Below are 14,502 nucleotides of genomic sequence, written 5' to 3'. Positions count from 1 at the left end.
ACTGTCCGGCCCGCGCACTGCGGGTGCGGATCAGCGCTTGGCGATGTCTTCCTCGGCCTGCTTGACGAGGTCGGCGCCGATCTTCTCGGCCCACTCCTTGTACACGCCCGCGGTGGCCTGGCGGAAGGCGTCGCGCTCGGCATCGGTCAGGCGCACCACGGCCACGCCGTTGGCCTCGATCTCCTTCAGCAGCGCGTCGTCGGCCGCCGAGATGCCGGCGCGCGCGCGCGCGATCTCTTCCTTCGCAGCCTGCTGCGCGGCCTCGGACACGGCCTTGCGGTCGGCCTCGGACCACGAGTTCCACACGGACTTGTTCACCACGAAGATCAGCGGGTCGGCGACGTAGCCCCACAGGGTCAGGTTCTTCTGCCCCACGGTGTGCAGCTTGGCGGCGTTGAACACCGCGAGCGGGTTCTCCTGGCCGTCGACCGCGCCGGTCGCCATCGCCGGCTGGGCGTCGGCCCAGCTCATCTGCGTCGGGTTGGCGCCGAGCGCGTTGAAGGTGGCGAGGAAGAGCGGGGAACCGACCACGCGCATCTTCATGCCCTTGACGTCCTCGGGCGTGCGGATCGGCTTCTTCGAGTTGGAGACCTCGCGGAAACCGTTCTCGCCCCAGGCCAGCGGCACCACGTCGCGCTCGGCGAGGATGTCGAACATCTTCTTGCCGACGCGGCCCTGGGTGAGCGCGTCGATCGCCTTGTGGTCGGGCATCAGGAAGGGCAGCGCGAACAGGTTGAGCTCCTTGACCTGCGGCGACCAGTTGATCGTGGAACCGACCGCCATGTCGATGATGCCCTGGCGCAGCGCGGTGAATTCCTTGGTCTGGTCGCCCGACACCAGCGAAGTGCCCGGATACACCTTGATCTTGATGCGACCTTCGGTCTTCTCTGCGACCAGGTCGGCCCAGCGCTTGGCGCCCCAGCCCCACGGGAAGGCCTCGCCGAGCACCGTGGAGAGCTTGTACTCGTCCTTGTACTGCTGGGCCGTGGCCGGCATCGAGAAACCGAGCGCGGTCGAGGCGAACAGGCCGGCGATGAGGGCGGTGAAGCGGCGTTTCTGCATGAGGCGTCTCCGTGTTGTGCTTGTTTTTCCGGCTGCGCGGCACACGGCGCGGGCCTCCGGAGGATGGGAAGGAGGGTCGATTCTACAAACCGGAGGCCCCCACGGCCAGCGCGGAGACGGCGGGCCGATCGAGTGTGGGCTTCGGGCGCGGGACGCGGCCGGGGGCGGCGCTTCGTTTCAAGGCCACAATTGCGACTTGCGTGGCGCAGCCAGGGGCGTCGGGGGAGCGGCGTCGGATGGGCGTCGGGAGGGGGCGTCGGGCACTCGCCATGCGCGCGGCGGTTCATTGACCGCTGCGATCGCGACTTGCGTCGCTCCTACAAAAACCGCCACGCCCAGGGCTCCCCTGTAGGAGCGACGCAAGTCGCGATCGCAGCGCTCGAAACCCGCGCGTGCCGCTATTCCCGCGCACCGCCCTGCGCGAGCACCCGCCCGAGGAACTCCACCAGCCGCCCGACGTGGTGCTCGAGGTCGACGAAGGATTCGTGGTCGCCCGACAACGTCATCAGCTCGACCGGCGTATCGCCACGCATCGCGTAGATCTGCATGGCCTCGTCGATCGGCACCACCTCGTCGTCCGCGCCATGCACCAGCAGCACCGGGCGGCGAATGCGGGCGATGGTGTTCACCGGCGCGATGTCGTCGAAGCGGTGGCCGATCGTCTTCTGCACGTAGTCGAGGATGTAGCGCCCCAACGGCTTCTCGGGGATGCGCTTGCCCGCCAGCCAGCGCCGCATCATCGCCGCCGGATGCGAGAACGCCGCCACGCTCACCACCGCCGCCACCTGCGGCGTGCGCAAGGCCGCGAACAGCACGGCGCCGGCGCCGACCGAATGGCCGAGCAGCGCGATGCGCGCCGGATCCACCCCGGGCTGCGCCGCCAGCCACGCGAAGGCGTGCTCGGCGTCCTCGGCGAAGCGCGGCAGCGAGGCGAAGCTGTCGTCGTCGCTTGCGCCGTGGCAGCGCGCGTCGACGAACAGCATCGCGTAGCCGGCCTCGTGCAGCGGGCGGGCGAGCGGCAGCATCAGCGCCGCATTGCCGCCCCAGCCGTGCATCACCACCACGGCCGGTGCGGATTCGAACTCGGCACGAGCGTCATCGCGCTCGCCGTCCGCAAGGTCCGCGCCCGGGCTTGCAGCGTGGTCCGATCCATCACAGGCGCTCCCCGGCGCCGGAATGAACCACGCATGCAGCGACTTCCCATGCTCGGTGCCGATGCGCAGCGTCTCGAACGCCAGCCCGAGCGCGCCCGGATCGGTGTGATGCGGCACCCGCGGCGCCGCCAGGCCCTTGCGGATCCCCCAATGCACCAGCGCCCGCCCGCCGGCGAGCGTGGCGGCGCCGGCGGTGAAGGCTGCGATCAGTCCGGGTGCGCCCATGCCGTTTGCTCCTCAGGCCGCCTGCAGCAGAAACTCGACCTTCACGGCATCGAACGGAAACTCGATCCGCCCATCTTCAGTGCGCAACAGCACGCCGGCATCGAGCAGGGCGGTGACGTCACCATGCACCGCCTTGACGTCGCGCCCGACCCGGCGCGCGGCCTCGCGGATCGACACCGGACCCGCCGCACACAAGGCCTTCAGCAACTCCCAGCGCTTGGCGCTCAAGACTTTCCAGAGCAGTTCGGGTGTCGCGAAGGCGATCCGCACCTGAGCGTCACCCCGCCCGGTTTTCATTGCCCGCGCGGCGTCCGCCAGCGTGTCCGTCAGGCTGCGCACTTCAAGAACGACCGTGTTCATGGTTCCACCTCGCAATGTCCGCTCCGAAGTCACGGGTGAGTTGATCCGGATCGGAAAAGACGTATTCCGCTTCCGTGTCGCCGTAATGCCGGTGATCGCCCTTGCCACGCTCGTTGTCGTAGCGCAGACCACACTCGCCACCGACCACGTAGGCCAGGCGGTACTTGAACGGATGCCCGGAAGGCGGCACCGGCTCCGGAACCCGCCACACGGCGATCTCTGCAAAAGCATCCGGCGCGAGCACGACCCGACGGCGGATCAAGGGAGTCGCTTTCATGTTGGACATATTGACAACATCAAAGGATGTTGTCAAAGACAACAACATTCAGCTCTGGAGACCCGCCCACCACAGCCGCGCGCGCAGGCCCCAGCCGGTGGCGTAGCCGAGCGACACCGAGCGGATCTTGCCCGCCGGGTCGACGATGACGAAGGCCGGCACGCCGCGCAGGCCGTAGGCCTCGGCAATGCGGCCGTCGGCGTCGATGGCGGTGGTCCAGGCCAGGCCGCGCTCGGCGAGCACGCCTGTCACCTCCGCCGCGCCGCCCGACTGCATGGCGACGGTGAGCACCGGGTGGTCCGCCTGCACGCCATCGATCGTGCCCTGCTGTGCGGTGCAGATCGGGCACCAGTCGGCCCAGAAATACACCCCGACCGCCTTGCCCGGATGCGCGGCGCGCCATTCGGCGAGGCTGAGCCCGCGGCCGTCGGCGGCGACGGTGGCGAAATCCGGCGCGAGGCCGGCCGGGACGTCGCGCGCCATCCAGGCCTGCACCGCGAAAAAGATGACGACGAAGATGCCGATCTCCACGCCCCAACGCCGCCAGCGCGGTGGCTTGCGGACGGGCTCGGCCGTTTCGCACTCGGCGTTCGCGGGCGAGCGTGCGCCGGCGCCCTCCGCTTCCGCATGCGGCGCCGGCGCAGGTCGTGAATCTCCCATGTCGTCGGTCGGCTTCGTCATCGCGGATCGATCCAGCGCAGCCCGCCCGCCTCGCGCTCGAACAGGCGCCAGCCGCCAGCGGCGTTGCACAGGCCGTAGATGAAGGGCTGCGCATCGCGCCCGGGGGTGAGGAAGCGCAGGTCCTTGAAGCTGGCGCATGCCTGGCCGTCGCCCGCCTCGCCAGCATGGTCGAGCACCGGGAACATCGCGAACCAGCGGTAGAAGGCGAAGTCCTCCGCGTTCCACACCTGCTCGGCGAGCGCGCGCGTGCTGCCGGTGCCGAAGCGCTCGCGCACCTCCCACTGCGCCATCGCCACCGGCAGGTAGGGCGCGGAGAAGCGGCGGATGAAGTTGTCGTCCTCGGTGGCGAGGAGCGGTTCGCTGCGCCGGGTGTTGAGGTGGGCGTAGTGGTAGCGCTCGCCGTCGAACACGATCGCGGTCCAGTTGAAGGGCGAGGCCGGGCGCGGTGCGGCATCCACCTCGACCGCGGCGATGCCCTTGGCCGCGGCGTAGGCGCGCGCGGCGTCGATCGCCTCGGCGCGCCCCGTCGCCTGCACACCCACCCAGCCGGCGAGCAGGACCAGCGCCGCCGTCGCCGGCACGCGGCTGCTGCGCCATAGCGCGCTCGCGAGCAGGCCGGCGAGGAGGATGCCGGTGAAGGGCAGGTCGATGATGAAGCTCGTACCCCAGCCGAAGCGGTGGTCGGAGAAGGGCGCCAGGATCATGGTGCCGAACTGGGTGATGAGGTCGCCGAGGATGTGCACGAAGATCGCCGCGCACACCACCGGGTAGAAGCTTCGCCAGCCCGCCGCCACCCGTCCGCCGCGCTGCCAGAAGCGCGCCAGCAGCCAGGCGATCAGCACGCCCCACAGCGGCAGCAGGATCAGTGAGTGGGTGACGCCGCGGTGGCCGCGCAGGTAGGTGAGCTCGGAGATCCAGCCGAGCACGAAGTCGAGGTCGGGGAAGATCGCCGCCGCGGTGCCGGCGACCACCATCTGCCAGACCGGCACCGCCGCTGCGTTCGCCGCCCGGGTGCCGGCAGCAGGCCGACGCGAGGCCAGCACGCGGCCGACGAGGGCACCGGAGAGGGCGTGGGTAAGGGTATCCATTGGGTGCAGGGGTTCTCTGTGTTGCCTTGCCCGGCCGCCGTGGCACGGAGACCGGGCACGCCGCAGGGTGCGTTCAATTGGACGTGAGCCGGCCGTCCGTGCGCGGAGCCCCCGGCCACAGCCTCGACAGCGCCGGCAGCAGGCTGCGCCAATCCGGCACTGGCCGGGTATCGATCGGCAGGACGCGCGCGAGTTCCTCGGCAGCGAAGCCCTCGCGGCTGCGCAGTTGCGCCTCGAGCACCGCCTCGTCGGCCTCCGAGGCGTCGCCGCCGGCGGCCAGGCGGGCGCGCACGCGCGCACGCAGGACGTCCTCCGGCGCATCGAAGGCGAGGATGGCGAAGGGCACGCCGAGCTCCTGCGCGAGCCCGGCGAACGCCGCGCGCTGGGCGCGTTTCAGGAAGGTGGCGTCGACCAGCACCGGGCGCCCGGCCTCGAGCACCACGCGCGCCAGCACGGCCAGGCGCGCATAGGTGCGCGCGGTGGCCTCCGGGGTATATAGCCCGCCGCCGAGGCCGGAGCCGCTCGTCGCCTCCGCCGCCAGGCCGGCGAGGCGCTTGCGCTCGACGTCGGCGCGCACGCGGATCACCCCGCCCGCCTCCACCAGGGCCTGCGACTGGCTGGTCTTGCCCGCGCCCGCGACGCCGCAGGCCACCAGCAAGGCCGGCGCGCCCAGCGCCCTCTGCGCCTCGGCGAGCGCGAGGTAGCGACGGCATTCGTCCACGCTCTCGCTGCGTTCGGCGCCGTCGAGCTGGCTGGCGCGGATCGCGGCGATCTTGGCGCGCACCATCGCGCGATAGCTGAGGTAGTAGGGGAGCACGCGCAGGCCGGCGTAGTCGCCGCAGCGCTCCAGCCAGGCATTGAGGAAGCGCCAACCCAGCGCGGCCCGCCCGCGCGCCTGCAGGTCCATGACCAGGAAGGCGACGTCGGCGACGACGTCGGTCCAGCGCAGCTCGGCGCTGAACTCGATGGCGTCGAAGAGGCGCGGCTCGCCGTCGAGCACGACCAGGTTGCCCAGGTGGAGGTCGCCATGGCATTCGCGCACTCGACCTTCAGCCAGGCGCACGGCGAACACCGGCGCGAGCGCGGCGTACTGCGCCTCGGCCCAGGCCTCCACCCGGGCCAGCATCGCGAGCAGGTCGGCATGGACGCCGGGATCGAGGTGCTCGCGCATCTGCGCGAAGTTCTGCCGCACCGGCGCATGCACCGCGGCCGCATCGCCGAACGCCCCGCCCGGCAACGCCACCGCGGCGGCGGCGTGGAACGCGGCGACATGGCGGGCGAGGCGATCGAAGAGCGCGGGCGCCAGCCTGCCCTCGTCGAGCAGGCGCGAGAACAGCCCGGCCTGGTCGAAGCGGCGCATGCGCAGCAGCCAGTCGAAGGGCTCGCCGCCACCGTCGAGGCGGGGCGCCTCGGGGCTGCCGCGCACCGCCACCACCGCCTCGTAGATCTCCGGCACCGTGCGGCGGTTGAGCCGCAGCTCCGCCTCGCAGGCCTCGCGCCGGCGCGCCGGCGTGGAAAAGTCCAGGAAGCCGAGGTCGAGCGGCTTCTTCAGCTTCCAGGCGTGCTCGCCGGCGAGCAGCACCCAGGAGATGTGGGTCTCGATCAGCTCGACGCCGCCCTCCGAGCCGGGCAGCACACCGGGCCGGCGCAGCGTGTTCAGCAGGGTTTCGGATGCATGCATCGGCAGCTCTCCTCGGTCATCCGCCCGATGGTAGCCCGGGACGCGCGCAGCCGGAGCGCTCGCCGCCGCGACGTCGGCTCCCCTATCATCCCGTCCGCCTCCATCGCCCGACGCCGACCATGCCCGCCACTCCCTTCACCGCCCTCGCCTGCCCGCTCGACGGCGCGCCGCTGCAACGCCACGGCGGCAGCCTGCGCTGCGCGGACGGGCACTGCTTCGACCTCGCCGCCCAGGGCTATGTGAACCTGCTGCCGGTGCAGAACAAGCGCTCGCGCGACCCCGGCGACAGCAAGGAGATGGTCGCCGCGCGCCGGCGCTTCCTCGAGGCCGGGCATTACGCGCCGATCGCCGCCGCGGTGGCGCGCACCGTGTTCGAGGGCGCGGCCCCCGGCCAGACGCTCGCCTGCCTCGACGCCGGCTGCGGCGAGGGCTACTACCTGCGCCAGCTCTCCGCCGCGGCGGTGGTGGAAGCACGCACGCTCGCGCTCGCCGGTCTGGACATCTCGAAGTGGGCGGTGCAGGCGGCGGCGAAGCGCGATCTGCAGGACGCCCGCAGCCGGGCCGGCGCCGATCCGTCCACCGCCTGGATCGTCGGCAGCAACGCCGGCCTGCCGGTGCTGCCGGCCACGCTCGACCGCGTGCTGTGCATGTTCGGATTCCCGGTCTACCCCGAGTTCGCGCGCGTGCTGCGCCCCGGCGGCGAACTGCTGCAGGTCGACGCCGGCCCGGACCACCTGCGCGAGCTGCGCGAAGTCATCTACCCCGCACTCAAGCCCGAGCGCCCGGCCAGCCGCGCGGCGCCCCCGGGCTTCGAGCACCTCGCCAGCGACACCCTGCGCTTCCAGATCCACGTCGACGGCGCAGCCCAGATCGCCGACCTGCTGGCGATGACGCCCCACCTCTACCGCGCCAGCGCCGAAGGCCGCGCCCGCGCGGCGGCGCTCGTCGCGCTGACGATGACGGTGGACGTGCGCCTGGCGCGCTACCGCCGCCAGCCCGGCTGAAGCCGAACCGCGCAAGGCAATCCGCACCTGCAGCGCCCGCTCGACATGAACGGCGGATGAACGGCATCTTCAGCATCGATTCAGCCAGCGCGGCGCAGCATGGCATCACGGTCGCAACAGGACCGCCCAACCGACACAGGAGATGCCATCATGCGTGCCACCACTCTCATCGCCACCCTGGCCCTCACCGGCGGACTCATCGGCGCCGGCGCCGCCATCGCCCCCGCGTTCGCCCAGAGCGTGACCCCGGCTGCCAGCCCGGCCGCGGCTACGACGCCCGCCGCCCAGTCCAGCTGGATGAGCCTGAAGGACGTGCAGACCAAGCTCGAAGCCGCCGGCTACACCGACTTCCGCGAGATCGAGCGCGACAAGAACAAGTACGAGGTCAAGGCCACCGACCCGCAGGGCCAGCGCGTGGAGCTGGACGTCGATCCGGTCACCGGCGACGTCCTCAAGACCGAGGTCAAGCGCAGCAAGTAAGCGCCACCCCAGGGGGGGCCGGCTCGACCGGCGCCCCCTTTCGGTGCGCGATCGCCGCGTCGCAGCCACGCGCGTGCACCGCGCGCCCGCCACTCGCGCACGCCGCGCCCAACCCCACGCTGTCCGACCCCACGCTGTCCGACCTACCGCCGGGAGCTCGCGCCATGATCCCCACGCTTTCAACCCTCCCCGCCCTCGCCGCCTTCGTCGCCCTTGTCGCCGCGGCCTGGGGCCTCAACGTCGCCGCCCTCGACGGCGGCATCGCCTCCCTGCCCTGGCTGATCCGCGAACAGGGCCTGTACCTCAGCGGCCTGCTCGCCATCGGCCTGATGTCGCTGGCGATGGTGCTCGCCACCCGCCCCACCGTGCTCGAGCGCCCGCTCGGCGGCATGGATCGCATCTTCCGCCTGCACAAGTGGGCCGGCATCCTGGCCGCGGTGTTCGCCGCGCTGCACTGGCTGATCGAGATGTCCGACGACGTCATCAAGTCGCTCTACGGCAAGGCCGGGAAGCCAGCGCACGACGAGTTCGGCGGCCTCTACGAGATGCTGCGCGACGCCGGCGAGGAGCTCGGCGAGTTCGCCATCTACCTCGTGCTGGCGATGGTCGTGCTCAGCCTGTGGAAGCGCTTCCCCTACAAGTTCTGGCGCCACCTCCACCGCGCGATGCCGGTGTTCTACCTGCTGCTCGCCTTCCACGCCGCCGTGCTGGCGCCGCCCGACTACTGGACGCAGCCGGTCGGCGTGCTGCTCGCGCTGCTGCTCGCTGCGGGCACGGTCGCCTCGGTCATCGCGCTGACGGGCCGCATCGGCCACGATCGCAAGGTGCAGGGCGTGGTCACCGCCGTGTCCTCGCCTGCCCCCGACGTCACCGAGATCGTCTGCCGGCTCGACGGCGCCTGGCGCGGTCACCAGGCCGGGCAGTTCGCCTTCGTCGGCCTCGAGCGCTTCGAAGGCTCGCACCCCTTCACCATCGCCAGCGCCGACCACGGCGACCGCAGCCTCACCTTCCAGATCAAGGCCCTGGGCGACTACACCCGCCAGCTCGCCAGCCGCGTCGCGGTCGGCCAGGCGGTCACCGTCGAAGGCCCTTACGGCCGCTTCGTGCTCGGCCGCCAGGACCACAAGGCGCGCCAGATCTGGATCGCCGGCGGCATCGGCGTCACCCCCTTCCTGGCCTGGCTCGACGCCCTGCGCGCCGACCCCGCCGCGGCCCCGACGGTGGAGCTGCACTACAGCACCCGCGGCGCGGCACACGACCCCTTCGTCGAACGCCTGCGCAGCCTGTGCGCCGAGTTGCCGAGCGTGAGCCTGCACATCCACGACCGCGCCGCCGGCGACGACCTCACGCCCGAGCGCCTCGCCACCACGGCCACCGACGGCCAGCGCGCGGAAGTCTGGTTCTGCGGCCCGCGTGGCTTCGGCGACCAGCTCAAGGCCGGGCTGGCGCGGCTGTGGGGACGTCGGCTGAGCTTCCGGCGCGAGGCGTTCGAGATGCGCTGAGGCGAGTGGCGCGGCGGCTGCGGTCGTCGCGCCTCGCACCACACTCATCAAATCGGCCCAGATCCGAGAAGTAGTTCGCGGGTGTCATTGCCTGGTACATGCCGAATGCATTCGCGCAAACCATAATTGCAACATGCCCCGCCCTTACCGCAAGTCCCGCCGCGATCCGGGCCTGATCGAGATCGCCGCCACGTCCGACTGGAAGGTCTCTGCCGCCATGGCGGCCGTGTGCGTCCTTGCCGCCACCGTCATCATCCCCGCCCTGCTCGGCAGCAGCCGCGTGCTCGACAGTCTGGTGCTGATCTTCGTACCGCTGGCCTGGCTGATGGCCGTCGTCTTCGGCGGCATCTCGCTGATCCGCTTGCTGCGGCAGCGCCCGCAGGACTCGCCAGTGCCGCCGCGCTCGCCCACGAACCGCCCGGCACAAGCGGCAGCGCGCGCGACCGAAGCCTCGTTGCCGGAAGTCGACAAGGCCCCGCTTGCGGAATCATTCGCCCCCCCGACCAGCGCCGCAGCGCCCGAGGCCCGGCCCACCGCGTGGTCGCGCGAGCTCATCGACCGCATCGAGTGGAAGCGCTTCGAAGACCTGTGCTGCGAGTTCTATCGGGTGAAAGGCATCCGCGCCGAAACCACCCGGCTCGGCGCCGACGGCGGCGTCGACATCCGCCTGTTCCAGGACGCCGCCGATCCCCAGCGTTGCACGGCCGTCGTCCAGTGCAAGGCCTGGAACCAGGCCGTCGGCGTAAAGCCGGTGCGGGAACTGCGGGGTGTGATGGCGCACGAGCGCGTCGACAAGGCCTTCTTCATGGCCCCGAACGGCTTCACCGACGAGGCCCGCAGCTTCGCCGCGGAGAACCGCATCACCCTGCTCGACGGCAAACTGTTCCTCGCCATGCTCGAGCGCTTGCCCGCAGCCCTGCGTCGACAACTGCTCGACTTCGCGACGGAAGGCGACTGGACGACGCCCACCTGCCCGTCCTGCGGGGTGAAGATGGCTGCGCGCGACGGCACGCACGGGCGATTCTGGGGCTGTGTCCGTTTCCCGAAATGCCGCGCGACGCTGCAGATGCGCGGATCAGCCGTCTGACCGCCACTCCGGAGGCCAGCCTTGCACACCAAGCACGTCCTGATCGACTTCGAGGACGTTTACGTCAAGTCAAACGTGTGGCAGCAGCTCGGCCTGAGCCGACGTCCAAGAAGTCCAGCATCAACAGCCGCTCTTCGTCCGAACCGGTCGTGCATTACAATGGGATTATTGTCTGAACGACCGCTTGCGTCTGAGCGAAAGATCAGAAGATGCTGATTGTTACCTACGCCCATCTGCGGTCCCAGACGACTTCTGACCATTGCCAACAATGAGATTTGATGGAGATGCCGAGGCGATGACATGACGACAGCGGCAAAGATCTACTTCACCGACTTCTTTGAAGTCGTGCCCGAGGTGTTGGAAGACTATGGCGCGCTCAATATCTCCTTGATCAACGATCTCCCGCTGTTCGTCGATCCGTTCTTGCTTTTTGACAGCGAAGAGATTGAACACCAGCGCCTCCACGACGAAATTATCTGCTACGTGAAGTTTCTGCGCGATATATCGTGCGACCCTAGCATCAGCAAGGGACTGCTTGATAGCTGGTTCCGCTTTCCGGAGGTCAGCCAGAACTGGCTCGGATTCAGCAAGACGGGGAACAATGGAAGCGGCCTCGGCAAACAGTTTGCCGGAGCGCTTCATCGCAATCTCCATCAGGTATTCAAGGATTTCGGAAGCGAAACGATTAGTCGTGGAAGCCACCTCCCTGAATCCGTGTTGTCTTCAGCGCGTACCCGCTCCGCGAGCCCCAGCGCATGATTTTTCTGCTGCCTGACTCCCAATCTCAGCTCACCGCAGCCCCGAGCACCGTCCTTTCACGGCCCGGAGGCCCGGCGAGCCGGGCTTACGGGGGGTGCGCTACGTCATTTTCCTGCTCCCACGCGGCCGTCGCCCTTTCGCCGCAGCGAAATGGCCTCGATTCGGAGAATTTGGCCGTCGGATTTGCATCACGGCGAAGCCACCGCGCACAGTCGCGCCTGCACCGTGGTGAACACCTTCACATGCGCGGCGACGCCGCGTCCGAAGTCCAGCACCAGGCGGCGGGCGTGTTCGACGAACTTCGCCGCACGGTACATCACCTCCTGCAGCACTGTCTTGATGCGTCGGCGCTTGGCCGGGTGACGGATCGGCGAGAGCTCGCCGGTCAGCCCGAGTTGGCCGATCAGGCGCAGGCAGTTGTAGGCGAACGCGGCCAGATGCATGACCGCGTCGTTGGTGTCGAACTTGCCCGAGGGCAGGCGCTCGAGGTCCAGGTCGGTCTTGATCTCGGAGTGGAACTGCTCGTGCGTGCCGTGGTGCTTGTAGAGCTCGATCACGTCAGCCATCGCCACTTCGAGGCTGGTCCACCAGCCTTCGATCTCGATCTCGGGGGTCAGCAGGTGCTGGCCCTTCTTGTCGATCGTGCGCTCGGTCACCCGCACCACCAGACGCAGCGTGCGCTTGGCCTTCTTCCAGGCACGGTCGATCTTCAGGTCCAGCAGCCCCACCCGCTTGCCCGCGCGCACTTCCTCGAAGACGCCGGCGGCCTCGGCCCGGTCCACCCAGGCGGTCTTGTCCTGACGGCGCGGATTCCACTTGGTGAGGTAGTCGAACGAACGCCCCAGCGCTGCCCAGCGATCGCGCTCGTCGGCCAGCGCGAACAGCAGCCGGGCGCTGTCGAAGCCGCTGTCGGCCCGCCACAGCAGCTTCGCATCGGCCGCACACACCCGGCGCAGGCGCGGGAACGCGCGCTCGAAGAAATACTCGGTCTCCAGCGCCGAGTGGTGCGACCCCGCGCGCAGCTCCAGGCCGAGGTTCCAGCCCTCGTTGCCCAGGTACAGCGCGATCGGCGTGTAGCCATCGACGCCCTGGTAAGTGCGGCTGACCGCCTCCTTCTTGGTGTCGGAGTTGTCCATCACGAAGGTGTCCAGATCGGCGCAGACGTAGCCCTTGTGCGCCGTGATCGGCGCCTCGGTGCGCTCGAGCAGGCGCAGGCTCAGCTCGTCGGTCAGCTCGCGCAGCTCGGCCGCGCGGGCATCGAGCCGTTGGCGCATCCACACGCTGCCGGGCACCTTGGCGAGCCCGAGCGCTTCCTTGAAGAAGCGGTCGCCGCGAAACGGCTCGATCGCCTCGAAGTCGCTTTTGCCCAGGCTCAGCAGCCCCACCACCGACTTGACCAGGTCCGAGCTCCGCATACCCTGCGACACCGGCAGCCTCGGGTCGATCACCGCCTCGACCTGTGCCGCCTGGCAGCACTGCCCGATCAACGCCAGGCCCGAGTAGGACGTCAGATTGAGCTTGGCGGATTGCTTGACTTCGAAGCGCGGCATGGTCGGTTGGGTGAAAGGCTCGGATGCGTAATTATACAATTACATCAATGCGTTAGGCTGGATTTCCGGCTAAGCGAACACGGATTCAGGACCTCGAAAAGCTGTGTCTGCTAGCGGACGGCGTAGGTCGCGACCATTTAAGCGACTTTACAACCAATCTGATCAAGCAATACCTGCTTGACTCAGGGTCTCCGCACTCGGAATGCATTTTTCCTGATCGCATAGCCACCTGAAAATCTTCGTTCACATTCAACACCTTATGCAGCCATCTTGTGGACCCTTCGAAAATCACGTCTACTCTCGCCTTTTGGGCGAAGAGCGTGAGTGCGACGCAAAGGGGTTCCCTGATGAGCTATCTGGACGAAATCGATGATCCGCGCAAGCCGAGCAACGGCACCTTGCACGACTTCCGGGAGATCCTGGTGATCCTGATCGCCGCTGTGCTCTCGGACTGCGACACGGTCGAGGACATCACCTTCTGGGCGCGCACCAAGGAGGCGTGGCTGCGCCGCTTCCTCGTGCTCAAGAACGGCATCCCGTCCGAAGAGACGTTCCTGCGGATCCTGCGTGCGCTCGATCCGAAGCAGTTCGAGAACATGTTCCGGCGCTGGGTGGGCGGCGTGGTCGGTGCGCTCAGCGACGATGCGGGCCTCGCCGGCACGATCGCAATTGACGGCAAGACCGTGCGCGGCTCGGGCAGCGGCGGCGAGAGCGCGATCCACATGGTCAGCGCCTTCGCCACCGAGTTGGGACTGGTGCTCGGCCAGGAGAAGGTCGCCGCCAAGAGCAACGAGATCACCGCGATTCCGGAGTTGCTGGAGGCGCTCTCGATCAAGGGGCTGCTGGTCACGATCGACGCCATGGGCTGCCAGAAAAGCATTGCCAAACAGATCGTTGCGAAGAAAGGCGACTACCTGCTGATGGTCAAGGGCAACCAGCCCAAGCTGCTCGAAGCGATCGAGACCGCCTTCATCGATCAGCACGGCGTCGAGTCGGTCGACCGCAGTTCGCTGGTCGAGCGCGGCCACGGCCGCACCGTCGGGCAGATCGCCTCGGTGCTCTCGGCCAAGGGCATCGTCGATCTGGCCGACTGGCCCAAGTGCGTGACGATCGGGCGCATCGACTCGATGCGGGTGGTCGGCGACAAGCAATCCGATCTCGAGCGGCGTTACTACATCAGTTCGCGCGCACTGAGCGCCGAGCAACTGGCCGCAGCGATACGTGCGCATTGGGGTGTGGAGAACCGGCTTCATTGGATCCTCGATGTCAGCTTCAGCGAGGACGCCAGCACGGTGGCCAAGGACAACGCGCCGCAGAACCTTTCGCTGCTGCGCAAGATCGCGCTCAACATCATCCGTGCCGACAAGACCGACACGCGCAAGAGCAGCCTTCGGCTCAAGCGCAAGGGGGCGGCGTGGGATGACGGGGTGCGGGAGCGCATGCTGGGGATCCGGGCGATATGCTAGGCGAGTGCGGAGGCCCTGCTGCTTGACTATACACAGACTTTTGCGAAAACACATATTGCGTCGAGCTTCCGACGGAATTTCGCCGTCGAGAAGGTCGCCTTCGATTACAAGACAAGGCGGTGGAAG

At 68.8% G+C, this 14,502-nt stretch carries 14 protein-coding genes; 6 read left to right on the top strand and 8 right to left on the bottom strand.

The features are described 5' to 3' along the window. Positions 1-30: 30 nt before the first annotated feature. The 7 genes from TMZ1T_RS02405 to TMZ1T_RS02375 form a co-directional block, all read right to left on the bottom strand. Entirely contained in the window at positions 31-1,062 is a 1,032-nt protein-coding gene (locus tag TMZ1T_RS02405; RefSeq protein ID WP_004265731.1) for a DctP family TRAP transporter solute-binding subunit, read from the bottom strand. Between the two features lie 398 nt (positions 1,063-1,460). Beyond that, complete coding sequence (locus TMZ1T_RS02400; RefSeq protein WP_012584474.1) at positions 1,461-2,441, bottom strand: alpha/beta hydrolase; 981 nt, start codon at positions 2,439-2,441, stop codon at positions 1,461-1,463. A gap of 12 nt (positions 2,442-2,453) precedes the next feature. Beyond that, the gene (locus TMZ1T_RS02395; RefSeq protein ID WP_004265728.1) at positions 2,454-2,801 is read right to left on the bottom strand and encodes an HVO_A0114 family putative DNA-binding protein; all 348 of its coding nucleotides are present in this window, start codon (positions 2,799-2,801) and stop codon (positions 2,454-2,456) included. Beyond that, positions 2,782-3,126 (bottom strand): toxin-antitoxin system TumE family protein, encoded by a 345-nt coding sequence (locus TMZ1T_RS02390; RefSeq protein ID WP_261789164.1) that lies wholly within the window; start codon positions 3,124-3,126, stop codon positions 2,782-2,784. The genes TMZ1T_RS02395 and TMZ1T_RS02390 overlap by 20 nt, the downstream gene beginning before the upstream one ends. After that, complete coding sequence (locus TMZ1T_RS02385) at positions 3,127-3,759, bottom strand: redoxin family protein (RefSeq protein ID WP_004265725.1); 633 nt, start codon at positions 3,757-3,759, stop codon at positions 3,127-3,129. Next, complete coding sequence (locus TMZ1T_RS02380; protein ID WP_012584472.1) at positions 3,756-4,847, bottom strand: metal-dependent hydrolase; 1,092 nt, start codon at positions 4,845-4,847, stop codon at positions 3,756-3,758. Before TMZ1T_RS02380 ends, TMZ1T_RS02385 begins: the two co-directional genes overlap by 4 nt. 73 nt (positions 4,848-4,920) lie before the next feature. Then, the gene (locus tag TMZ1T_RS02375; protein ID WP_012584471.1) at positions 4,921-6,528 is read right to left on the bottom strand and encodes a bifunctional aminoglycoside phosphotransferase/ATP-binding protein; all 1,608 of its coding nucleotides are present in this window, start codon (positions 6,526-6,528) and stop codon (positions 4,921-4,923) included. 119 nt (positions 6,529-6,647) lie between these two features. Between TMZ1T_RS02375 and TMZ1T_RS02370 the strand changes: the two genes are divergently transcribed. The 5 genes from TMZ1T_RS02370 to TMZ1T_RS02350 all read left to right on the top strand — a co-directional run bounded on the left by TMZ1T_RS02370 (position 6,648) and on the right by TMZ1T_RS02350 (position 11,360). Beyond that, positions 6,648-7,532, top strand: coding sequence for a putative RNA methyltransferase (locus tag TMZ1T_RS02370; RefSeq protein WP_012584470.1), 885 nt, complete (start codon positions 6,648-6,650; stop codon positions 7,530-7,532). A gap of 150 nt (positions 7,533-7,682) precedes the next feature. Beyond that, on the top strand, positions 7,683-8,012 hold the full coding sequence (locus tag TMZ1T_RS02365; RefSeq protein ID WP_004265721.1) for a PepSY domain-containing protein: 330 nt from the start codon (positions 7,683-7,685) through the stop codon (positions 8,010-8,012). 164 nt (positions 8,013-8,176) lie between these two features. Further along, complete coding sequence (locus TMZ1T_RS02360; RefSeq protein WP_012584469.1) at positions 8,177-9,514, top strand: ferredoxin reductase family protein; 1,338 nt, start codon at positions 8,177-8,179, stop codon at positions 9,512-9,514. 133 nt (positions 9,515-9,647) lie between these two features. Further along, positions 9,648-10,601 (top strand): restriction endonuclease, encoded by a 954-nt coding sequence (locus TMZ1T_RS02355; RefSeq protein ID WP_004265719.1) that lies wholly within the window; start codon positions 9,648-9,650, stop codon positions 10,599-10,601. 300 nt (positions 10,602-10,901) lie between these two features. Further along, a complete protein-coding gene (locus tag TMZ1T_RS02350; protein ID WP_041589604.1) occupies positions 10,902-11,360 on the top strand; it encodes a hypothetical protein in 459 nt (152 codons plus the stop codon). 188 nt (positions 11,361-11,548) lie between these two features. Here the strand turns inward: TMZ1T_RS02350 and TMZ1T_RS02345 are convergent, their stop codons facing one another. Then, positions 11,549-12,910: an IS1380 family transposase gene (locus TMZ1T_RS02345; RefSeq protein ID WP_004357889.1), complete on the bottom strand. Its 1,362-nt coding sequence runs from the start codon at positions 12,908-12,910 to the stop codon at positions 11,549-11,551. 347 nt (positions 12,911-13,257) lie between these two features. On the opposite strand from TMZ1T_RS02345, the gene TMZ1T_RS02340 reads away from it, so the two are divergent. After that, positions 13,258-14,376: an ISAs1-like element ISTha1 family transposase gene (locus tag TMZ1T_RS02340; protein WP_004265615.1), complete on the top strand. Its 1,119-nt coding sequence runs from the start codon at positions 13,258-13,260 to the stop codon at positions 14,374-14,376. Positions 14,377-14,502: the final 126 nt, after the last annotated feature.

The sequence above is a fragment of the Thauera aminoaromatica genome (genome assembly GCF_000021765.1).
Taxonomy (GTDB): domain Bacteria; phylum Pseudomonadota; class Gammaproteobacteria; order Burkholderiales; family Rhodocyclaceae; genus Thauera; species Thauera aminoaromatica.
The sequence above is the reverse complement of the archived record's forward strand: the minus strand, read 5'-3'. Positions and strand labels throughout refer to the sequence as shown.